Here is a 21,791-nt window from a genome sequence, read left to right as displayed (position 1 = left end):
GCCTCTCAATTGACCGGCGCATCCAGCCGGAACGCATTCTCAACAATTCGCAAGCCCACCTCGCCACCGAGCGACATCAGCGATTCCGGGTGGAATTGCACGCCGGCGACCGGCAGGGTCTTGTGCTCCAGCGCCATGGCAACGCCGTCCTCGGTGCTGGCGGTGACGCTAAGCACATCAGGCATGCTGTCGCGCTCGACAAAGAGCGAGTGATAGCGGCCAATGACGATCTCGTTCGGCAGATTGCGCATCAGGCGCCCGCCGCGCACCTGCACCCGCGAGGGCCGTCCGTGCGCGGGATGGGTGAGCTGGCCGAGCTCGCCGCCAAAATATTCGCCAATCGCCTGCACGCCGAGGCAGACGCCGAACACCGGCAGCTTGTTCTCCAGCGCCGCGTCGATGGTTTTCTTGATCCCGAAATCCTCCGGGCGGCCTGGCCCTGGCGACAGCACCAGCAAATCCCACCTCTTCTGCTCGAGCATGTCGAGCGCATGCACATAGCGGACCACGGTGACGCTCGCGCCCACCTGACGGAAGTAATCGGCGAGCATATGCACAAAGCTGTCGTCGTGATCGATCAACAGCACGCGCTTGCCCGAACCGGTCGCATCAGGAGCAAAGCTCGACAGCGGCTTCGGCGGATCGCCGCGGAGCGCCTGGAACAGCGCTGCGGCCTTGACCTGGCATTCGCGATCTTCCGCAGCCGGATCGGAATCGAACAGACAGGTGGCGCCGACGCGCACTTCAGCCAGGCCATCCTTCATGCGGATGGTGCGGATGGTGAGGCCGGTGTTGATGCTGCCGTCGAAATTCACCGCGCCGATCGCGCCGGCATACCAGCGCCGCGGCGAGCGCTCATGGTCCTCGACGAACTGCATCGCCCACAGTTTTGGCGCACCTGTCACGGTGACAGCCCAAGCATGGGTGAGAAAGGCATCGAGCGCATCGAAACCGGGGCGCAGCATGCCTTCGACGTGATCGACGGTGTGGAACAGCTTCGAATAGGTCTCGATCTGCCGGCGCGCCAGCACCTTGATCGTGCCGGGCACGCAGACACGCGCCTTGTCGTTGCGATCGACGTCGGTGCACATGTTGAGCTCGAACTCGTCCTTCTCCGAGTTCAGGAGCTGGCGGATCTGCTCGGCATCGCCGATCGCGTCGGTGCCGCGCGCGATCGTCCCTGATATCGGGCAGGTCTCGACGCGGCGTCCGTCGGAGCGCACGAACATTTCCGGCGACGCGGAGACAAGGAATTCGCCATCACCGAGATTCATCAGCGCGCCGTAGGGCGACGGGTTGATGACGCAGAGGCGCTGGAACACTTCGGCCGGCGAGCGCTCGCAGGGCTCGGCAAAGAGCTGGCCCGGCACGGCCTCGAATAGATCGCCGCGGGCAAAGGCGGCACGCGCGGTCTCGACCGTCGCCTGATATTCGCCGGGCGCGTGATCGGCAAAGCCCTGGCGATCCGTCTTCACATACGGACTCTCGGCCGTCTCGCGCGGCAGGCCTTCGGTGAACTTGCCCTTCCAGGCGAAATCGTAGGAGAGCACGACGCCGCGCCCGGTGGCGCGGTCATAGGCCAGCAGGCGATCGGGGACATAAAGCACGATGTCGCGCTGGTCATTCTCGCGCGCACGCTTCTGCACGAGGTCCTCGATCTGGAAGACGAGGTCGTAGGCGAAGGCGCCGAACAGGCCGAGCAGCCCGTCGTCATTGGCGTAGAAAGCGGCGATGATTTCGCGCACCAGCGACATCACGCTGGCGCGCCGCGTGCGCTGGTCTTCCTCGACTGGCGCATCGCCGCGGATGATATGGCCGGCAAGACGCGTCGTGGTCTTCTCGGAGATCACGACGCAGGGCTCGCGCAGGACGTCAGCGAGGAAGGCGATCAACACCTCGCCACGCGTGTTGAGTGCCTCCAGCCTGAAATCGGTGCCGACGGTCTCGAGCTTGAGCGGCGGATCGGAGAAGCCGAGGTCAAAGCTCTCGTAACGGCCCGGCACGGTCGTGCCCGAGGACAGCACCACGCCGCGGCGGCGGTCGAGCAGGTTGATGAGGTCGTCGAGCCGGTTGGCGTGACCGGTAAACTGCTCGGCCACGCGCGTGATCGCAAGACCGCCGCGGGTGACATAATCGCTTCTGGGTGGAAGGGCGAAGACTGTCCTGTTCATGTGGTCCTCTTACGAAACTTGCCGAGGGAACGCCACACAGGACAAACGATCAGGCCGCCGCGCTGTGCTGGCGACCTCTGACGATTTTGGGAGAATAAATCGCACCGGCCACCTCTTAGGAGGTGCGCCACCAACGACGGGATGGGCGGGCTGCGGTGCTCATGGGCCGGATACTCACCATGGCCCGGGGACGGCGTCAAGAGCCGCCGCCTTCGGTCGCCGGCTTTTGGGCTATTGCTCGGCCGGGCCAGGCCGCCAGTCGAATTTGCGCTTCTTCCGGTCCCATTTCAGGACCGCGAAGTTATCGCACTCCATACAGGCCCAGGCCACGATGCTGTTGTCGTCCCCCTTCTGCAGGGCACCGAATTGGTGATCCGTCCGCACGGCATTCACGAACCGGATCTTTGGCTTCCCTTCCGCCGATTGATCCAGGATGAGAATAAACCTGCCCTTTTGACCTGTGCACTCCTCGAAGACGCCGACCAACGCGACCTGCTTGGGCGCCGTACCATCGAAGCGCCCCTCAACGGCGAAGGACATGTTGGCGGCTGCCATCGCATCCGTACCACCCTCGAAGAGCAATTCCCTTGGAATGAGGTCTTTGCGGAATTCAGTGGCCTTGCACCAGTTCTTTCTTATCTCCCTGACGGGAAGACCGCGAACCTCCGTTGTGAACGGATGGAAGTCGGCAAGAACCCACCAGGCGATACTCTTAAGGTCGCCCTCAATGGTCACGAATGCCGGCTCGGCCTGAGCCTGCGCTGCGACTAACCAACAGCACAGAGCAAATATCCACCGCGCGGCGCGGACGAACGTAAATCTATGAAGCATGGCCTCACTCCCGCAAGAACGTGCGATACCAACTCTCCGCACGCCCTGCATGGCGTCGTCCTAGTAGGCTCCGACCTCATATCCGATTGCTCGAAACCCGCTCTCGGGGGCATATCGGAATTCAAACGTGAATTCGGAATTCGTGTCATGCCAAGTCAGTGCGCAGCGACCGTCGGGCAGCGATAGCAGCTTTGCGGTGTGCAGGTGCTTGCGCATGGCAGGCGTGAACAACGTGTCGTAACGCTGCAGAAATTCGGCCTCGCTCTTGACCGGCCCGCTCTGAACGTCGTGCTTGCCTTCCGCCGACCAGTACTCGACGGGGAAGGAGATCAGCTTGACGATGCGCGTCTTGTCGTTCGCGTTCGCGGCGCTCTCGAAATCAGTTCGGAATGTCTGGAATTCCGGCCCGTTGCATGCAGGCTCTTTCGCCCAGCAGGGCGCCGCAAGGCCGGCGACGAACAAGGATGCGATCAGGCAGATTTTCATAGGGATACTCGGCGCCAACGTGTTGGCTCCGACGCGGCAGGGTGTGCGACCACGCCAGAGCGGCCACCGGATTCCCGGCGGCCTGCTCTGTGTCGCTTCAACGCGTGACTGCGTTCACCCCAAATGCTTCCTGAAAAACTCCGTCGCCCGGCCCCAGGCGAGCTCGGCGGCTTCGCGGTCGTGCACGGCCTGGCGCTGCTCGTTGACGAAGGCGTGCTCGGCGTCATAGCGGAACAGCTCCAGCGACTTGCCGGCGGCTTTCATGGCTTTTTCGAAACCACTGACCAGCTCCGGCGTGCACCAATCGTCCTTGTTGGCGAAATGGGCCTGGAGCGGGATCTTGACGTCGGCGGGCTTGGCGGCCTGCTCCGGCGGAATGCCGTAGAACACGACGCCGGCGGCGAGCTCCGGCACATGCACCGCGCCGATGATGGTGACGGCGCCGCCGAGGCAGAAGCCCGTCAGCCCGACCTTGGCGCCGTTGCGCGACAGATATTGCGTGGCACCGCGCACCGTCTGCGTGGTGGCGTCCATGAAATCGAGCGAGTTCATCTCTTTGCCGGCCGCGTCCGTGTCGTGATACGGCACAACCTTGCCCTTGTAGAGATCGGGCGCGAGCGCATCGAAGCCGGCGAGCGCGAAGCGGTCGCACAGGCCCTTGATCTGGTCCGACAGGCCCCACCATTCCTGGATCACGACCACGCCCGGCGCGTTGCCGCGCGCGGCGTTGGCGAGATAGCCCGAGGCGTCCTTGCCGTCCGGGCGCTTGAAAGTGATGGTGGTTCCCATGGTGTCCTCCGACGCGTTCTGGGGAGAGCTGGGCGGTATTTTGGCCGCTGGGAGCGTGGAGCGCAATCTCGACGGACAACACACGCGCGTGTCCAACAAAAAAGCCCCCTTGCGGGGGCTTCTTCGTTCTCGTTTCGCGTCAAGCCGCTCAGTGCGAGTCGGCCCAGACCTTCTTCTTGGTGAAGTACATCAGGAACGCGAAGATGATCAGGAAGATGAAGACCTGGAAGCCGAGGCGCTTGCGCGCTTCCATGTGCGGCTCGGCGGTCCACATCAGGAACGTGGTGACGTCCTTGGCGTATTGCGCGACCGTCGTCGGCGAGCCGTCATCAAAGGTCACCTGGCCATCGCTGAGCGGCTTCGGCATCTTGATGGCGTGGCCCGGGAAATACTTGTTGTAATACGAGCCTTCCGGAATGGTCACGCCTTCCGGCACCTTGTCCTCGAAGCCCTGCAGCACCGCCGCGACGTAATCCGGGCCCTGCTCCTGGTACTGGCTGAAGAAGTCGATCAGGAACATCGGGAAGCCGCGGCCGTACGAGCGCGCCTTGGTGATCAGGGAGAGGTCGGGAGGCGCCGCGCCGCCATTCGCCGCGCGAGCGGCCTGCTCGTTCGGGAATGGCGAGGGGAAGTAGTCGGCCGCCCGGCCCGGGCGCTCGAACATCTCGCCCTGGTCGTTCGGGCCGTCCTTGATCTTGTAGTCGGAGGCAAACGCGGCCACCTGCGCCGTCGAATAGCCGGGACCACCGGGATCGCCGAGATTGCGAAAGGCGATCAGGGACAGGCCGTGGCAGTTGGAGCAGACCTCCTTGTAGACCTTCAGGCCGCGCTGGAGCGCACCGCGATCATACTTGCCGAAAGGGCCGGCGAACGACCAGCTGTTGCCCGGCGGCTTGGTGCCGCCTTCCTCGGCGCGGGCATCCTGCAACGAACCGAGGAACAGCGCGCCGGCTGCGACGAGCGCGACCGCGATCGAGGCGACGGCCTTGCCGCTCTTGGCGAGGATCGCCTCCGAGATCGAGTTCGGCACCGGCCGCGGCTTCTCGATGCGCGAGAGCAGCGGCAGCACGATCAGGAAGTAGGCGAAGTAGCAGACCGTCAGGACCCGGCCGGCGATCACGTAGATGCCTTCCGGCGGCTGCGCGCCGAGATAGCCGAGCAGGATGCAGACCGCGACGAAGATCCAGAAGAACTGCTTGGCCAGCGGACGGTACTTCGACGAACGCGTCCTCGCGCTGTCCAGCCAGGGCAGGAAGCACAGGATGATGATCGCCGAGAACATCCCGATCACGCCCGCGAGCTTGTTCGGGATCGAGCGCAGGATCGCGTAGAACGGCAGGTAATACCATTCCGGCACGATGTGCGGCGGCGTCACGCCCGGGTTTGCCGGAATGTAGTTGTCGGCATCGCCAAGATAGTTCGGCATGTAGAAGATGAACCAGGCGTAGAGCAGCAGGAAGCAGGCGACGCCGAAGCCGTCCTTGATGGTCGCATGCGGCGTGAACGGCACCGTGTCCTTTTCCGTCTTCGGCTCGACGCCGTCGGGATTGTTCTGGCCGGCGACGTGCAGTGCCCAGACGTGGAGCACGACGACGCCCGCGATCAGGAACGGCAGCAGATAGTGCAGCGAGAAGAAGCGGTTCAGCGTCGGATTGCCGACCGAATAACCGCCCCACAGCAGTGTCACGATGCTCTCGCCGACATAGGGAATGGCCGAGAACAGATTGGTGATGACGGTGGCGCCCCAGAAGCTCATCTGGCCCCAGGGAAGCACGTAGCCCATGAAGCCGGTCGCCATCATCAGCAGGTAAATGATGACGCCGAGGATCCAGAGCACCTCGCGCGGCTCCTTGTAGGAACCGTAATAGAGGCCGCGCAGCATGTGGACGTAGACCGCGAAGAAGAACATCGACGCGCCGCAGGCATGCATGTTGCGCAGCAGCCAGCCGTAGTTCACGTCACGGACCAGCAGCTCGACCGACTTGAAGGCGAGATCGGCATGCGGCGTGTAGTGCATCGCCAGGATCACGCCGGTCAGGATCTGCATCCCCAGCATGAAGGACAGGATGGCGCCGAAGGTCCACCAATAGTTCAGATTGCGCGGGGTGGGATAGACGACGAAGGAGGAATGGACGAGACCCATGATCGGCAGGCGCCGCTCGATCCATTGCAGTGCCGGATTGCTCGGCTGGTAGTCGGATGGTCCGCTCATGATGCGATCCTGAGGAAATAAAACGACGAGACGGTTCGAGGCTTCGGACGCGGGTCCGAGGCTCAGCCGATCTGGATTTTGGTGTCGGAAACGAAAGTGTACGGCGGCACGGCCAGGTTCGCGGGCGCGGGCCCCTGGCGGATGCGGCCGGACGAATCGTACTGCGAACCATGGCAGGGGCAGAAGAACCCGTCGTAATTGCCTTCATGGGCGATCGGGATGCAGCCGAGATGAGTGCAGATGCCGATCACGACCAGCCACTGATCATGGCCAGACTTGACCCGGGCCTCGTCGGACTGCGGATCGGGCAGGCTCGCGACCGGAACGGCGCGCGCCTCGTCGATCTGCTTCTTGGTGCGGTGGCTGATGTAGATTGGCTTGCCGCGCCAGAACACCTTGATGTCCTGCCCCTCGGCAACCGGGCTCAGATCGACCTCGATCGGCGCACCCGCGGCGATGGTCGAGGCGTCCGGATTCATTTGGGAGATAAAGGGCCAGAGCGCGGCCGCGCCCCCTACGGCTGCAGCTGCCCCCGTTGCAACGAATAAGAAATCACGGCGTGTCGGATGGTCCGCCGAAGACGCTGTCGTCACGATTCCAACCCTTTCTTCTTATGCTGCCGGTGGAACCGCTCCAGGAGCCCCCAAGGTCCCCGGAACAGCGCTGCCGGCGCCCGCGGCCCCCCGCGGCGGCAGAACTTGGCTTGTCCTCGCCAAAACAAGGCGAAAAACAGCAGTCCAGAATCGTTCTATTGGCACCCTTGCAGGGCGAGCGCAAGCCCGCTAACGGCGCGGGAGCGTGCAATGCACGAATTCCCGCGCTAGCGATGTTTTATTGAGACAATTCCGTCCCGGCCGAAGCCCTGTAACGCCCATGCAGATCGCACTTTTCCAGCCCGACATTCCCCAGAACACCGGCACGATTCTCAGGCTCTGCGCCTGCCTGGGCATCGCCGCCCACATCATTGAACCGGCCGGCTTCCCGGTCTCCGACCGGCATTTCCGCCGGGCGGGAATGGATTACCTCGGCCATGTCAGCATCACCAGGCACGACTCCTGGACCAAATTCGAGGAATGGCGGGCGGCACAAGGCTACCGCCTGCTGCTGTTCACCACCAAAGCCGCCACCGACTACCGCGATTTTCGTTACCAGACGTCGGACATCCTGCTATTCGGGCGCGAGAGCGCCGGAGTCACCGACGCGGTGGTCGAGGCCGCGGATGCGCGGCTGGTGATCCCGATCACGCCAGGGCTGCGGTCGCTCAATGTCGCCATGACCGCGGCGATGGCCGCAGGCGAAGCGCTCCGGCAGGTCCGGAACCCGCACGATTGAACATGACGAGGAGAGATCAGTGAGCTACGCGGTCAAGGAAATCTTCCTGACCCTGCAAGGCGAAGGCGCCCATGCCGGGCGCGCGTCGGTGTTCTGCCGCTTCGCCGGCTGCAACCTCTGGAGCGGCCGCGAGGCGGACCGCAGCCAGGCCGCATGTCAGTTCTGCGACACGGATTTCGTCGGCACCGACGGCACGCTCGGCGGCCGCTACGCAACGGCGGTGGAGCTCGCCGACACCATCGCTGGGCAATGGACTGGAGCTGCCTCCAACCGCTATGTGGTGCTGACCGGCGGCGAGCCGCTGCTCCAGGTCGACGACGCCCTGGTCGCGGCGCTCCATGCGCGAGGTTTCGAGATCGGCGTCGAGACCAACGGCACGGTCGAAGCACCCGAGGGCCTCGACTGGATCTGCGTCAGCCCGAAAGGCGGCAGCGAGCTGGTGTTGCGCAAGGGGCACGAGCTAAAGCTGGTCTATCCGCAGGCCCTCGCCGCGCCCGAGACTTTCGAACGCCTCGCCTTCGAGCGCTTCTCGCTGCAGCCGATGGACGGACCTGAAGTCATCGAGAACACCGTGCGCGCGATCGACTATTGCCTGCGCCATCCGCAATGGCGGCTGAGCTTGCAGACGCATAAATCGCTCGGCATCAGATAGGACTGAACGGACAGATGTGGGAATTGACGAAACAGTTCCGCTTCGAGGCGGCGCATACGCTGAAGGGGACGACCTTTGGTGAGGCGAGCGAAGAGATCCACGGCCACTCCTTCCGTGCCGAGGTAACGGTGCGCGGCACGCCCGACCCTGCGACCGGCATGGTGGTCGATCTCGGCCTGCTCCAGCGCGCCATCGAAGAGGTCAGGCTCACGCTCGACCACAAGTTCCTCAACAAGATCGAGGCGCTGGGCACGCCGACGCTGGAGAACCTGTCGCGCTTCGTCTGGGAGCGGCTACAGCATATCGGCAAGCTGACCCGCGTCAGCATCCACCGCGACAGTTGCAACGAGAGCTGCACCTATTACGGTCCGCAAGGCTGACGACATGACATCCATGCTGGACCCAACACTGATCGAAGACCGCAAGGCGCGCGCGCGCGCCTGGTTCGAGCGCTTGCGCGACGACATCTGCGACAGCTTCGAGCGGCTCGAGGACGACGCGCCGCAAAGCCTCTATCCCGGCACGGCCGGCCGCTTCAATCGTACGCCCTGGCAGCGCACCGACCACAGCGGGGCCAAGGGTGGCGGCGGCGTGATGTCGATGATGTCCGGCCGGCTGTTCGAGAAGGTCGGCGTGCATTGCTCGACCGTGCATGGCGAATTCGCGCCCGAGTTTCGTGCGCAGATTCCGGGCGCAGCGGACGACCCGCGCTTCTGGGCCTCCGGCATCTCGCTGATCGCGCATATGCGCAATCCGCACGTGCCGGCGGTGCACATGAATACGCGCTTCGTCGTCACCACCAAGGCGTGGTTCGGCGGCGGCGCCGATCTCACGCCGGTTCTCGACCGAAGGCGCACGCAGGAAGACGCTGATACGCTGGCCTTCCACGCCGCGATGAAGGAGGCTTGCACCGGCCCCAACGGCGTCGCCGACTACGACAAGTACAAGAAGTGGTGCGACGAGTATTTCTATCTGCCGCACCGGAAAGAGGCGCGCGGCGTCGGCGGCATCTTCTACGACTGGCACGACAGCGGCGACTGGGACGCCGACCTCGCTTTCACGCAGGATGTCGGCCGCGCCTTCCTGAAGATCTACCCTGACATCGTCAGGCGCAATTTCGCGAGCGCCTGGACCGCCGAGGACCGCGAGGAGCAGTTGATCCGGCGCGGGCGCTATGTCGAGTTCAATCTGCTCTACGACCGCGGCACCATCTTCGGGCTCAAGACCGGCGGCAACGTCGACTCCATCCTGTCGTCGCTGCCGCCGGAGGTGAAATGGCCATGAGCATCGTCAAGCCCGTCGTGAAATCTCTGCCCCGCGCCATGCTGATCGACATGGACGACACCATCCTGTCAGCCTATGGCCGGCCCGAGATCGCGTGGAACACGATCGCCGAGGAATTCGCCGAGGAGCTCGCACCGCTGCCACCGGCTCAGGTCGCCATGGCCGTGCTGGCCTATGCGCGACAGTTCTGGTCGACCGCGGGAGCGGAGTGGCGCATGAAGCTCGGCGAGGCGCGCCGCCTCACGGTGCGCGGCGGCTTTGCTGCGCTCGCTGCAAGCGGTCACCGCGCCCTGCCCGACGATCTCGCCGATCGTGTCGCCGAGCGCTTCACCACCTATCGCGAGGAAGCGATCTTCGTCTTCCCCGGCGCGCATGATGCGATCGACGCCTTCAAGGCGCACGGCGTCAGGCTCGCGCTGGTCACCAACGGCGCCGCCGACATGCAGCGCGCCAAGGTCGAGCGCTTCGAGCTCGCCCATCGCTTCGATCACATCCAGATCGAGGGCGAGCATGGCTTCGGCAAGCCCGAGGAGCGCGCCTATCTGCACGCGATGGAGGCGCTCGGCGTCACCGCTGAAGACACCTGGATGATCGGCGACAATCTGGAATGGGAAGTCGTGACGCCGCAGCGCCTCGGCATCTATGCGATCTGGCTCGACGCGCATGGCGGCGGCCTGCCCGAAGGCTCGACCGTCAAGCCCGACCGCATCATCCGCTCGCTGACCGAGCTCGTGCCGGGCTAAATCCCGAAAACAACCCCATGCACAGTAGGTGGCGCTGCACAATCAGCAGCTTGCCGCACAATGTGCCGCGACTGCGGATTTTACGAAAATTCGTTGACCCGTCGGGCAAAACAGGCGCATGATGCCATGGTGGCGAAGTTTGCCAGGGACTTCTTCGGCGGCAAGTACGAGCGCCCCGGTCAGTCATATTGACCGATCGCGCCAAGGTGCGGACGGCTCTCCCGTCGACAGGCATTGACGAAGCGCGTTCAGTCTCAACGCGAGACCCGACAAGAGGTCCTCAACGAACGAGCACCTTCATAGGTTCACAGGGAGAAACGAAATGCCTTTCGTCACGCGACAATTGGCGGCGTTGTCGACCGCCATCATTTTGTTCGCTTCCAGCGGAAGCGACGCACTTGCTCAGAAAAAATACGATGCCGGTGCAACCGATGCCGAAATCAAGATCGGCAACATCATGCCGTATAGCGGGCCCGCGTCGGCTTACGGCATTATCGGCAGGACGATGAGTGCCTATTTTCGGATGATCAACGACAACGGCGGGATAAATGGCCGCAAGATAAACTTCATTTCGTACGACGATGGCTATAGTCCACCGAAGACCGTGGAACAAGCGCGCAAGCTCGTCGAGAGCGACGAGGTCTTTCTGATTTTCGCGTCGCTCGGCACGGCCACCAACGCCGCTATCCAGAAATACATGAATACGATGCGTGTGCCGCAAATATTCGTGTCGACCGGCGCGTCACGGTTTGGCGATCCTGAGCATTTTCCATGGACGATCGGCTGGCAGCCGACGTACCGCGCGGAGGCACGTATCTATGCAAGCTACATCCTGACGAACCATCCGAACGCCAAGGTCGGCGTGCTCTATCAGAACGACGATTTCGGCAAGGACTACATTCAAGGCCTGAAGGACGGGCTTGGCGAGAAGTTTGACAAAACCGTCATCGTCAGCGCGCCCTATGATGTCGGCACCCCAACGGTAGATTCGGAAGTCGTGGCGATCAGGACTGCGAAACCCGACGTCTTCATCAATATTGCCACGCCCAAATACGCGGCGCAGGCGATCCGGAAAGTCGCTGAACTCGATTGGCACCCGATCCACATCATGACGAATGTCTCGAACTCTATTGGTGGAGTCATAAAGCCCGCCGGCGTCAAGAACGCCGAGGGGATCCTGACCGCCCTCTACAACATGGACGTAACCGATCCGCAGTGGGACAGCTACCCCGGCATGCAGCGCTTTCGAGCTTTCCTGGCAAAGTATTATCCGGAAGCCGACAAGTCCGACGCCGGCACGATCGCGGCCTACAATCTGTCGACGGGATTGGTTGAAGTTCTGAAAGAGTGCGGTGACAATCTCACACGCGAGAACGTCATGAAGGTGGCCGCCAATCTTGATTTCGAGGTCGAAACCCTCCGTCCAGGTATCCGCGTCAAGACCTCACCGACCGATTTCTATCCGATCGAACAGATGCGAATGAGCCGATTCAACGGCGAACACTGGGAGGGGTTTGGTCCGGTCATCGACTCGCACATTGATCAGGTGGCACTTTCCACCAAATAACCAGTTGCAGTAGAGGACGCGGAGATTGCGCCTCCACATTTCGAATGCACCAGGATGAGGAACGGTGATGGATTTGAGGCGGATGTGTGCCGCTGCCCCATCGCTCATTTGGCTGCGATGCCGAATTTGGTCGCTATAGGGGCATGGCGGACCCTCGCCAGCCCCGCCCCGTGTTCGGCGTGTCATGACAACTTGCTAGCGTTGCATCCGGGTCAACTCGAAAGGACAGTCCATGGAATTGAAAGCCGGCGATATCGTCATGCTCAAATCGGGCGGCCAGCCGCTGACCGTTGCGGAGGTCAAGGGCGAGGACGTGCTCTGCGTCTGGATGGGCATGGAAGGCGATCTGTTCCGCGAAACGCTGCCGCTCGCCACCCTCATCCAGGTGGAAGAAGAAGACGAGGATGAGGATGACGAGGAAGAAGACGAGGAGGACGAGGAGTAGACCCGCCCAACACCACATCCTGGTTGGATCCGAGCTTTCCGCTCCGGCACTCCCGATGTCCGCTTCTGTGCCTGCCACAGCACAACAGCGGACATTCGAGACATTAAGACAGGGAGTTACGGTGCCGGTGCACTCGACTTGCAGGACACCGCGGGTCATGAAGTGCTGGCACCGTCATCGACGCGATCCATCACACGGTCATCCACAGCCCTTGGTGCCCCGGCCTTAGTGCCCGACCTCCTTAGTGCCCGGCCTTGGGCCCCAGGTATTTCTCAAAGATGGCCTCAAAGCTGTGGTCGTCCTTCATACTCGTCAGAGCTCGATCGAAATCGGCGATGACTTTCGAATAGTCACTTTGCTTGTTGAATGCCAGATAACTTGGAATCTCGTCGATGCCTGGAGACAGCTCCCTTATCTTGTCCTGAAACCCCTTGTTGCGCGCGGCATCGAGGACGACATGCCGGTAGCCGATCGCCAGATCGATCCTCTTCAGGGCAAGCATGCCAACGAGGGTATCGACATTGTTGGTTTCGACGGTCGTCGACCACACCCCCGTCTTGAGTGCACTATCGACCTTGAGGCCGTAACTCGTGGCCCTGATTGTCCCGATCCTAAGCCTTCCCAGCTTGCCGATGTCGCCGTCAAACGTCACATCGGAATCGGCAGGGACAAAAAACGCCAGCACCTGGGTGATGACCGGGACGTTGGTGTAGGTGAGAAACTCATTTCGCTCAGGCAGCTTGAAAACCGAGAATATTCCGTCGACACGGCCGCTGCGAACTTCCGCCAGGCAACGTGCCCAGGGCATCACCTGAACTTCAATCGGCTCGCCAGTCCTTCGAAAGGCTTCGGTCACGACATCGACAAGTATTCCTGCCGGCTTGCCATCACTAATATAGGCTGTGGGCGAGCTGTCGGCGGCCACGAGGACAAGGCCGGCGGGATACGCAGTGCCGCAGCCCATTGTCGCGATCGCAAGGGCGAACAGGAAGGATCTCAGAGGACCAGCACCTTTGGCTGAATCCCCGATGCGCTGATTTCGCATCATGTTGAACTTTCGCGGCGCAGGCTCACGCGCAAATCGAAGTCACGCGCGAATCTCGCATCTCCGCGGGGAGTTGCCAAGCGCAAAGGGATTTGGAACCGAGGGAGACATTGGAATTGGCAACTGGACTTGCTCCGGCGGTACCTGCAGCGGCCGGCCTTGGCAGGAAGCGCGCATCATGTGGCGGCTGGTCCTGGCCTGCATGTCGATGCTTCTGACCGGCTTCTCATCGCACGTGCGGTCGGTCATCCTACGATGAGGATGAAGACGAGGACGAGGACGACGAGTAGGCTCGGCCAAGCCTGCATCCTCATGCGCGCTATCGGAGCGCCCGGCTCCGACGCGCAAGATGTCCGCTTCTCCGCCGACAACGGCGCAAGAGCGGGCATCGCTGGATATCGGAAAAGGGCTCCAATAGCGGAAATGAGGAGGAAGCTTCGACCTCCTCGCTGCTACAGCGGCTCAATCTCGCCGGGCCGCCAAGTCTTGTCGAACCACGGCTGGAGCGGGCCGTAAAGACGCAGGAGCGTATTCCATCCTTTGCCGGGAATGGTCTGCACCCAGTTGTTCTCCTTGCCCACCGGCGCCTTCGGCCCGAAATAGATGTCCACTGACCCGTCCGCGTTGGGCAAGAGTTTCGGGTTCTGGCTGGTTGCGGCTGGCCAACGCTGGTCGGTTTGCAGCATGGAGCGGGTCTGATTGTCGTAGAGGATGACCGACCAGAATTGCTTGACTGGGATGTTGGGCGGCAAGTGCAGCTTGTAATTTTTTCCGCCGTCGAGGGGCTCGTTTTGGCTATCAACGAACGCGGCCATGTACTGCGATCCCTCGCCAACTGACTTCGAATCCATCGCCGGCGTCACGCCCGTCGCGTAGAAGAAGAATGCGGAGTAGGCATCGAGGATACGCGCGCCGTTTTCCTCGAACTTATAACCGCCGAAGAAGCCCGTTCGCCACGCGCTGTCGGGATAATAGTAGCTTTCCTTGATCCGCAACCGGCCATTGATTGTACGGGCGGTGGCGTCACCTACCAAGGCGGCTTCGGTCAAAATTTTCTTCATGCGTGCATCGGGCGCGAAGGGCTTCCCCTTCTGGATGCCGACCGATGCGTAGAGGCCGAGTGTGACCGGGTCAACTGTATCGGTCGGCTCCTCCTGCACAACCTGATTCAGATACTCCCAAAATGGATAGTCTCCCGGCGCCAGCGTGCTAAATGCCTTACCGGAAACATGGACGAAATTGAGTTTCGGGGGATTGGCAGCATCTTTCAGGCGATAGATCCGCGTGTGTTTTTCGACCGAGTCGACGCCCGGCTTCGGATCGCCGTTCACCAAGAACGAGCGCCACGGAACCCAGACGCTGAACGTCGCCGTCTTCACGACAAAGTATCCGCTTGGCACCTCACCGTTGTAGCCGGGCGGCAGGATCAGGTACTTGCCGCCCTGCCCCTTGTCTGGCCCGACGAGCCCAACATCAGTAACAAAATTATACCACATGTCGTTGATGAGGCCGAGCACATTGGGTGGCACTTCGAGGACCAGAGGCCCGTCGCGCAGGTCGAGCCAAAACCAAGTGTAGGGCGTGTTGTTGTTCGGGGTGAGAAAAAGCGACTTCGAGTCCATCCTATCCTCGAAGATAGGCACCGTCAGATTGAACGGCCCCAGTTCCGCGATGCCCTTTCGATTTGCCAATTGGTTCACTGGAGCTAAGGCTAACAGGTAGGCTTGGACGGCGTGTTGGAAGTCTAAATTGTCGTAGAGCTTTTCCACGGTCGCATCATCAGGAAAGCCGTCGAAGAACTTCAGCGTCCCAAGGCGGGTCTCCACCTTGTCCGGGATTGCAACGCCCGGCGGTATCGGCGTTTGCATCTTGTATTGCTGAGCGTTGAGCGGAATTGCCGAGAGCGCCACAAACGACAGCGCAGCAACCATTGATGCCACCAATTTCATGATGCGGCCCGTCTTGTCAGATGTTGAACTAAAAAAACAGTTCTGCGGAAATCCGATGTTGGGATTTCGAGCAAGGCTACGAATCTCGCGAAATGACCGGTCAACGTCTGCCAGCGCGATTGACCGGGCCACCGCGATTTACGGTCCCAGCACCCACCACCGCTTGTCGTGCAACGGGCCGCGGCCGCAGCACTACGCCTGGCCGCGCGACACAATTTGCAGGATAATCAACATACGTGCAGTACACTACGGCACCCGCCTTTTCGGCGCTTGCGCCCATGATTCCTACTATCGTCAAAGCAACTAATGTGACCGAGACCGACAGCTTCATTTGGACGACCTCCATTCAGAAATTCTAGAATGAGCCTCTGGAGCGCCCCCGTCTTGATGCAAGTCAAGCGCGTCAATCCGCGCGGCGAGGGCACTATCCGAGCCGAGTCAGGACATGCCTAGTTTGGCCGCGCGGTAGCCTTGCAGACGTGCCGCTGCACCTGCCGTCCATCCGGGCGATTTTCCTTTGTGGGTTGCTGATGTCCGCTTCGGGTCGATCGCGTCGCTTCGGTCGGAGCAACGTGGCGTCCGCTTTACCCCTCACGATGACATCTACGCATGGATCGGAATCTGCCGCCAGGCGCCATGAGCGGACAACGCGCAGCTTTCCCATGGCTGATCCCGAATTTGATCCGGCGGTAGCCTCGGCGCCACCGTGAGAAACATCACACAGCGCGGAGGCGCGGTACGAAGCGTTCGCCAATATCTGCAAAGAATCCGAGCTTTTCGAACCATCGGCGGAGACAGCGTGACCAACGTCGCAGAGCCCGGTGAAGGGATCCAATATCTGCAACGGGATCGTTTCATGGATCGGAAGCACTCCCGTGAAGAACCATTTTGCATTGCTGGATCCGCTGCGCTTCGCCACCGCTCTCGGCGTCGCCGTTTTTCACCAGATGTTCTGGTCATGGGCCTGGGTTTCGATTGGCGTCCCGGGCTTCGAGCGCTACGTCGCCGCCGATGTCCTCTACCCGTCTGCCGCGCCCTTCACATGGTTCGGCTGGGTGGGCGTCGAAATCTTCTTCGTCATTTCCGGCTTCGTGATCGCCAATTCCGCGTGCAAGTCGTCGCCGGGCGAGTTCTTGCTCGGTCGTGCACTGAGGCTTTATCCGGCGGTTTGGGTTTGTGCCACCGCGACCCTTCTTGTTCTGCTTCTCTTCGGCAGCGGACCGGCATCCGAATTCATCCTGCCCTACCTCCACGCCATGCTGATGGTGCCGAAGGGGGTCACAGGGCAGTGGCTTGACGGCGTCTACTGGACGCTGGCTGCCGAGACCGCGTTTTACGGCCTCGTGTACTGCGCGATGCTCACGAAGAAGGTCACGCTGCGGCACCTGGCTTGGGGTCTCACCATCTACAGCGCGATATTCAATGCTGTCGCGTTACTGGTGCTGTCGTGCACGACGCCGTCCGATTTGCCCTACCTCGTCATCCTGATGTTTCGGGTTCCGGCCGCGGCATTCCTGTTGAATCATGGCTGCTTCTTTGCGCTCGGCATCTGGCTGTTCATTTCTTCAAACAGAGAGCTGACGAGGCTCGAGCGGGCCGCAGTCGCCATCGCCTGTCTTTCGGGCGCCGCGGAGATCTACTATTTTGCGTCTTTCTTCCTGACCAGCATTCCCGCCATCGCGGACCAGTCGGCCCTGGTGCCGATCATGGTTTGGGCCGCCGCGGTGCTCCTCATCGCCGTGGCCGCGAACCGGAACAGGCGCGCTGCGGGTGTCGCCTCTCCTGAGGCGCCGGCCTATTGGCGAACGCTCGGACTGATCACCTATCCGCTCTATCTCAGCCACAACGTCGTCGGCACCGCGATCATTCGTGCCCTGGTCGATGCCGGGCTGGATGCCACCACGGCCGTGTGGGTCGAGCTGGGCATTCTTGTCCTGATCTGCTGGTTGATTTGCGCGAAGGTCGAGCCGGTCATCAGAGCTGCGATGACCAGAACGATCACATATTTCGGACAGCTTCCGGCAAGACTGCCGACATCGACGCGCCCGAGGTTTTCCCGGGGGCTGGGCCTTCGGCCGCCCGTGCCGGCAAAGATGATCGCTACGTTGCGATAGAAGATAGAATGCCGGAGCCATCGCGCCTTAGACCAGGCTCAGGACCCATTAGCAATGCGGGCGTAACGACCGCTCCGAGCCCTTTGCCGTCATTCACGCGGCACCATATGTTGACCCGTTTCCGCGCATAGCCTAGAGAAATTTTCATGAAACGCACGATGACCATTGTCAAACTTTGGTGGCTGGCCTGCTGACAGGGCGGCCGGACGTTTCATTGCATCTGGGGCCGCCGCAAGGGCGGCCTTTTTGTTTTGATGATCCCCCCATGCGGTGTCCCCCTCATCTCACAAGGACACCCCATGACCAGACCCGTTATTCTGACCGGCGACCGCACCACCGGCGCGCTGCACATTGGCCACTATGCCGGATCGTTGCGCAACCGTCTGCGGTTTCAAGACACCCACGAGCAGTTCCTGCTCCTGGCCGATACGCAAGCCCTGACCGACAATGCTCATGACCCCGACAAGGTGCGGCGCAGTGTGATGGAGGTGGCGCTGGACTACCTTGCCGTCGGGATCGACCCAGCCAAGACCACGATCTGCCTACAATCCCACCTGCCCGCGCTTGCCGAGCTGTCGATGCTCTATTTGAACTTCGTGACCGTCGCCCGGTTGGAGCGCAATCCCACGATCAAGGATGAGATCCGCAGCCGCGGCTTCGGGCGCGACATCCCGGCAGGCTTCCTGTGCTACCCTGCGGCGCAGGCGGCGGACATTACCGCGTTCAAGGCGACTGTAGTGCCGGTGGGCGAGGATCAGGCGCCGCTGATCGAACAGACCAACGATATCGTGCGCCGTATCAACACCGCCGCCGGACAGGCCATCCTGCTGGAAGCGCAGGCCGTCATTCCACAGGCGGGGCGGCTGCCGGGCGTGGACGGGAAAGCGAAAATGTCGAAATCCGGCGGCAATGCCATCGCTCTTTCGGCCTCGCCGGACGAGATCGCGGCGGCGGTGAAGGCGATGTTCACCGACCCGAACCATCTACGGGTCGAAGATCCCGGACGAGTGGAAGGCAACGTCGTCTTCACCTATCTGGATGCTTTCGATGAAGACCGCGCCGCGCTGGAAGGGCTGAAAGCGCAGTATCGGCGGGGAGGAACAGGCGACAGCAAGATCAAGCGTCGCCTCGACGACATCTTGCAGGCGCTAATCGGGCCGATCCGAGAACGAAGGGCGCAACTGGCCAAAGATCCCGCCTTTGTGCGCGACGTGATCCGCAGCGGTACGGAAAAGGCGCGGAGCCGGACCGAGGCAACGAAGCGGGAAGTTGTCGAAGGCCTCGGGCTGTTCATGTTGTAACCTGACATAGAAGCAGGCCGTCATTGGCTTTGATCAATGAGTCCTGACCCTAGCCTTCTGAACTCGGCGGGACGTATCGGATGAAGGTCACCAGAGAAATGGTGGATGAAGACTTGCGCGGCCGATATGCCTTTGGGCGGATCATCGCAAGCTTCGTTCACACGCGATGGTTCTCTCTGCTCGTGTTCCGCTTCTCTGCGGCGATCTTGCGGGGAAGCAACATCAGGGGACTTGTCAACGAAGAGCGACACATTCCAAGCAGGAATGGCGGGGCGCCTATTCGTGTGAGAATCTATCGGCCAACCGCGGCGATTGGGCCGCTGCCGATCATGCTCTATTTGCACGGTGGCGGTTACGTTCACGGGGTGCCCGAGCAATTCGGCTCGATCCTCAAGGACTTCATCGATACGGAGCCGTGCATCATCGTCGCGCCGGACTATCGAAAGGCCGCTCAATCCCCGTACCCGGCCGCATTCAATGACTGCTACGACACCTTGCTATGGATAAGGGATCATGCGGCCTCCCTCGGCGGAAGGACTGACAAATTCATCGTGTCGGGCCATAGCGCGGGCGGTGGGCTTGCAGCCGCCGTCTCGCTCAAGGCGACCGATACCGGCGACGCAAAAATCGCGTTTCAAATGCCGCTCTATCCAATGATCGATGACCGGCAGAATAGCGCATCTGTTGTTGGAAACGACGCACCCGTTTGGGATGAACGAGCCAACAGGCTGGCGTGGTCGCGCTATCTCGAGGGCGTGAAGACCATTACGCCCTACGCGGCTGCGGCACGCTGCACGGACTATACGAAGGTGCCGCCGACGATCACGTTTGTCGGCAGTCTCGAGCCATTTCGGGATGAAACGAAAATCTACGTCGAGAACCTTCGTCGGGCCAACATTCCGGTTGAGTTCGAAATGTTCGACGGCGCGTATCACGGTTTTGATATGATGGTGCCAGACGCTCCGATCAGCAAGCGCGCACATCGGTTCTTGATGGAAAACTTCCGGAAGTTTGCTCAGCGGTATTTCAATTAGACTTCAAAACGGTGGAGCGATGCTGCGTGGACAGACATCGCTTGAGGTCGCCAGGCAACATTTGCCAAATCGCACGACTGCTCACGCGGCCCCGCGATGCCGGGAATGTGACCCGTCGTAACGCCGTGATCCGTTGGGGCTTTGCGGTCGAAGGCTAATTAAGGGAGGCAACGACACCAGGAGAAAAGCGATGCGCTCCATTTTGGCCTTGAGCCTTTTGATCGCCCTGTGCGGCGCTGCGAATGCAGCGACGGTGCATCACCCCCACCGGCACGCTGTTGTGCGCTCCCAGCAGGGCGCACCGGGTTCTTCGAGCTTTGGTTACGCGCCATCGGGGTTGTCCGGCCAACTCCGGTCCACCTCCTGTGACCGGCCCGAACCGTATTACGGCGCATGTCAGGGATATGCGCCGGGAGAAAAGGAGCGGTTTCTCGGCAGCGTCTTCAGCCCGTAGAGGCCTGAGCCCGTAGGTCCTTGGGTCGGCGATTCATATCCAGTTCGCCAGCGAGCGCTTTGGCGCGAGACGCAGCCTGACTGCGATGATCAATCCAGCGGAACGTTCAGACTTGTCCCTTTGACGATGATGCCGCCGCGGTTGCCGATCTCGATCGAGCCGTAGCGCTGCCTGAAGCAATCGGGCAGCGGCCGGTCGCCTTCCATGCTGAGCCACAGCCGCAACAGATGACGTTTCTGGCTGACCTCAGGCCAATCGCGGAATCCGGTCCGATCGTGCAGCAGGGCATGATTGTAGACGAACTGCATGTCTCCCGGCTGCAGCCGCATCCCAAAATGCAGATCGGGGTCATTTGCAAGCGCGTCGAACAGATCGAGCGCCTCGACGTGATCAGGCGTCAGCCTCATCGCATCGGGAAAGCGCTGCGCACTGTCGATGTACTGGCGCTGGTAGAACCCGGTCAGGAATCCCGCGTGCCAGTTCAGCACCGGGATTTCGAGATATGGCTTTTCGTTCTCCGGCACCTCGCCGCGCCTGTCAGTCGCGATTCCGTCGAACAAGAGAGCAAGAAGGTCGGGGCGTCTGGCAAACATCTCGTTGTAGATCGTCGACGTGCTGACAAGGAGAGAGTCCCCTCCCTCCATCGCCTCGCGGATGCATAGCAGCCCAACCACGTCGGACGAGTCGGTATGGAATGTTTGCCGTTCCGACGTCTGATAGATCCTGACGTTCGGATCCTTCGCGTCGGCACCGACGTCGCGGACATGACCGAGAATATGCCCTGCGGCATTTTGCGATCGCGCCGATCCCAAATGCGCACCCACCCCGCAGAAGATGGTCGCAGCAAACTCCTGGGTATACTTTGCGACCGGCAGGCCGCGGATGACTTCGAAGCCCAGGCCAGTGAGCAGCGTTGTCTTGAGCTGTTCCAGGTGCGCGCCGAATTGAGGCAGCGGAAAGCTCTCCTTCGTGATCTCGGCGATCTTCCTGCTCCGCCCCAGATAGGATTCAGCCGCGTTCTCGAGCTCGGCGATCTCGCCGGCGTTGAGCGATACCAACCAACGACCGGGATTGGCCTTCATCTCGGCGCCCAGCCAGGCGGAGGGGATGTCGATCTTCCCCGGAGGGCGATTGATCGCGCGGGGTGCAGAGACATCGTTCATATGATTGGTTCCTGGGAAGTGTGGTCGTCAGACCGGGCGTCGAACAAGCGACGGTATTGTGCCGACCGCTTGTTTGCAACTTGGCGAGACCGATCGCCCGAGAGCAAGCCGTGGGATGGAGTGCGCGATGGTGAAACGAAGGCGCGGTCAGTCGCGCACGCGTTTCATCACAAATTGCTTGATCGGTTGGCGTGCGACCATGTCGGACGGCTAGCGCGA

Annotated in this window: 19 protein-coding genes; 10 read left to right on the top strand and 9 right to left on the bottom strand. The window is 61.6% G+C overall.

Going from position 1 to position 21,791, the window contains the following annotated elements:
• Positions 1–5: 5 nt before the first annotated feature.
• The 6 genes from L6637_RS08935 to petA form a co-directional block, all read right to left on the bottom strand.
• Positions 6–2,171, bottom strand: coding sequence for an anthranilate synthase component I (locus L6637_RS08935; RefSeq protein ID WP_237870158.1), 2,166 nt, complete (start codon positions 2,169–2,171; stop codon positions 6–8).
• A gap of 231 nt (positions 2,172–2,402) precedes the next feature.
• Entirely contained in the window at positions 2,403–3,002 is a 600-nt protein-coding gene (locus L6637_RS08930) for a hypothetical protein (protein ID WP_237870156.1), read from the bottom strand.
• 60 nt (positions 3,003–3,062) lie between these two features.
• Positions 3,063–3,488 (bottom strand): hypothetical protein, encoded by a 426-nt coding sequence (locus tag L6637_RS08925; protein WP_237866688.1) that lies wholly within the window; start codon positions 3,486–3,488, stop codon positions 3,063–3,065.
• 114 nt (positions 3,489–3,602) lie between these two features.
• Positions 3,603–4,277, bottom strand: coding sequence for a dienelactone hydrolase family protein (locus L6637_RS08920; RefSeq protein ID WP_237866686.1), 675 nt, complete (start codon positions 4,275–4,277; stop codon positions 3,603–3,605).
• Positions 4,278–4,425: 148 nt separating this feature from the next.
• Positions 4,426–6,489 (bottom strand): cytochrome b/c1, encoded by a 2,064-nt coding sequence (fbcH, locus tag L6637_RS08915; protein ID WP_237866685.1) that lies wholly within the window; start codon positions 6,487–6,489, stop codon positions 4,426–4,428.
• Between the two features lie 62 nt (positions 6,490–6,551).
• A complete protein-coding gene (gene petA, locus L6637_RS08910; protein WP_092227410.1) occupies positions 6,552–7,082 on the bottom strand; it encodes a ubiquinol-cytochrome c reductase iron-sulfur subunit in 531 nt (176 codons plus the stop codon).
• A gap of 280 nt (positions 7,083–7,362) precedes the next feature.
• Between petA and L6637_RS08905 the strand changes: the two genes are divergently transcribed.
• The 7 genes from L6637_RS08905 (at position 7,363) to L6637_RS08875 (ending at position 12,512) form a co-directional block, all read left to right on the top strand.
• Entirely contained in the window at positions 7,363–7,821 is a 459-nt protein-coding gene (locus L6637_RS08905; protein ID WP_237870154.1) for a tRNA (cytidine(34)-2'-O)-methyltransferase, read from the top strand.
• Positions 7,822–7,840: 19 nt separating this feature from the next.
• On the top strand, positions 7,841–8,473 hold the full coding sequence (queE, locus tag L6637_RS08900) for a 7-carboxy-7-deazaguanine synthase (RefSeq protein ID WP_237870152.1): 633 nt from the start codon (positions 7,841–7,843) through the stop codon (positions 8,471–8,473).
• 14 nt (positions 8,474–8,487) lie between these two features.
• On the top strand, positions 8,488–8,853 hold the full coding sequence (locus L6637_RS08895; protein WP_237866682.1) for a 6-pyruvoyl trahydropterin synthase family protein: 366 nt from the start codon (positions 8,488–8,490) through the stop codon (positions 8,851–8,853).
• A 4-nt stretch (positions 8,854–8,857) separates the two neighbouring features.
• Positions 8,858–9,757, top strand: a complete 900-nt coding sequence (gene hemF, locus L6637_RS08890) for an oxygen-dependent coproporphyrinogen oxidase (RefSeq protein WP_377802707.1) — start codon at positions 8,858–8,860, stop codon at positions 9,755–9,757.
• Complete coding sequence (locus L6637_RS08885) at positions 9,748–10,500, top strand: HAD family hydrolase (protein WP_237870150.1); 753 nt, start codon at positions 9,748–9,750, stop codon at positions 10,498–10,500. The genes hemF and L6637_RS08885 overlap by 10 nt, the downstream gene beginning before the upstream one ends.
• A 322-nt stretch (positions 10,501–10,822) precedes the next feature.
• Positions 10,823–12,067, top strand: a complete 1,245-nt coding sequence (locus tag L6637_RS08880) for an ABC transporter substrate-binding protein (RefSeq protein ID WP_237870148.1) — start codon at positions 10,823–10,825, stop codon at positions 12,065–12,067.
• Positions 12,068–12,299: 232 nt separating this feature from the next.
• Positions 12,300–12,512 (top strand): YodC family protein, encoded by a 213-nt coding sequence (locus L6637_RS08875; protein WP_237870146.1) that lies wholly within the window; start codon positions 12,300–12,302, stop codon positions 12,510–12,512.
• 241 nt (positions 12,513–12,753) lie between these two features.
• Here the strand turns inward: L6637_RS08875 and L6637_RS08870 are convergent, their stop codons facing one another.
• Positions 12,754–13,560, bottom strand: coding sequence for a substrate-binding periplasmic protein (locus L6637_RS08870; RefSeq protein WP_237870144.1), 807 nt, complete (start codon positions 13,558–13,560; stop codon positions 12,754–12,756).
• Between the two features lie 449 nt (positions 13,561–14,009).
• Positions 14,010–15,506: a DUF1254 domain-containing protein gene (locus L6637_RS08865; protein WP_377802775.1), complete on the bottom strand. Its 1,497-nt coding sequence runs from the start codon at positions 15,504–15,506 to the stop codon at positions 14,010–14,012.
• A gap of 893 nt (positions 15,507–16,399) precedes the next feature.
• On the opposite strand from L6637_RS08865, the gene L6637_RS08855 reads away from it, so the two are divergent.
• From L6637_RS08855 to L6637_RS08845, 3 genes are all read left to right on the top strand, one after another.
• The gene (locus L6637_RS08855) at positions 16,400–17,620 is read left to right on the top strand and encodes an acyltransferase family protein (protein WP_237870140.1); all 1,221 of its coding nucleotides are present in this window, start codon (positions 16,400–16,402) and stop codon (positions 17,618–17,620) included.
• 299 nt (positions 17,621–17,919) lie between these two features.
• Positions 17,920–18,921: a tryptophan--tRNA ligase gene (gene trpS, locus L6637_RS08850; RefSeq protein WP_237866669.1), complete on the top strand. Its 1,002-nt coding sequence runs from the start codon at positions 17,920–17,922 to the stop codon at positions 18,919–18,921.
• A gap of 80 nt (positions 18,922–19,001) precedes the next feature.
• Positions 19,002–19,955, top strand: coding sequence for an alpha/beta hydrolase (locus L6637_RS08845; RefSeq protein ID WP_237866429.1), 954 nt, complete (start codon positions 19,002–19,004; stop codon positions 19,953–19,955).
• 543 nt (positions 19,956–20,498) lie between these two features.
• On the opposite strand, the gene L6637_RS08840 is transcribed toward L6637_RS08845, so the two are convergent.
• A complete protein-coding gene (locus tag L6637_RS08840) occupies positions 20,499–21,572 on the bottom strand; it encodes a TauD/TfdA family dioxygenase (RefSeq protein ID WP_237870138.1) in 1,074 nt (357 codons plus the stop codon).
• Positions 21,573–21,791 lie beyond the last annotated feature (219 nt).

This window comes from Bradyrhizobium zhengyangense (genome assembly GCF_022012435.1).
Lineage (GTDB): Bacteria > Pseudomonadota > Alphaproteobacteria > Rhizobiales > Xanthobacteraceae > Bradyrhizobium > Bradyrhizobium zhengyangense.
This window is presented reverse-complemented; position numbering and strand designations above follow the sequence as displayed.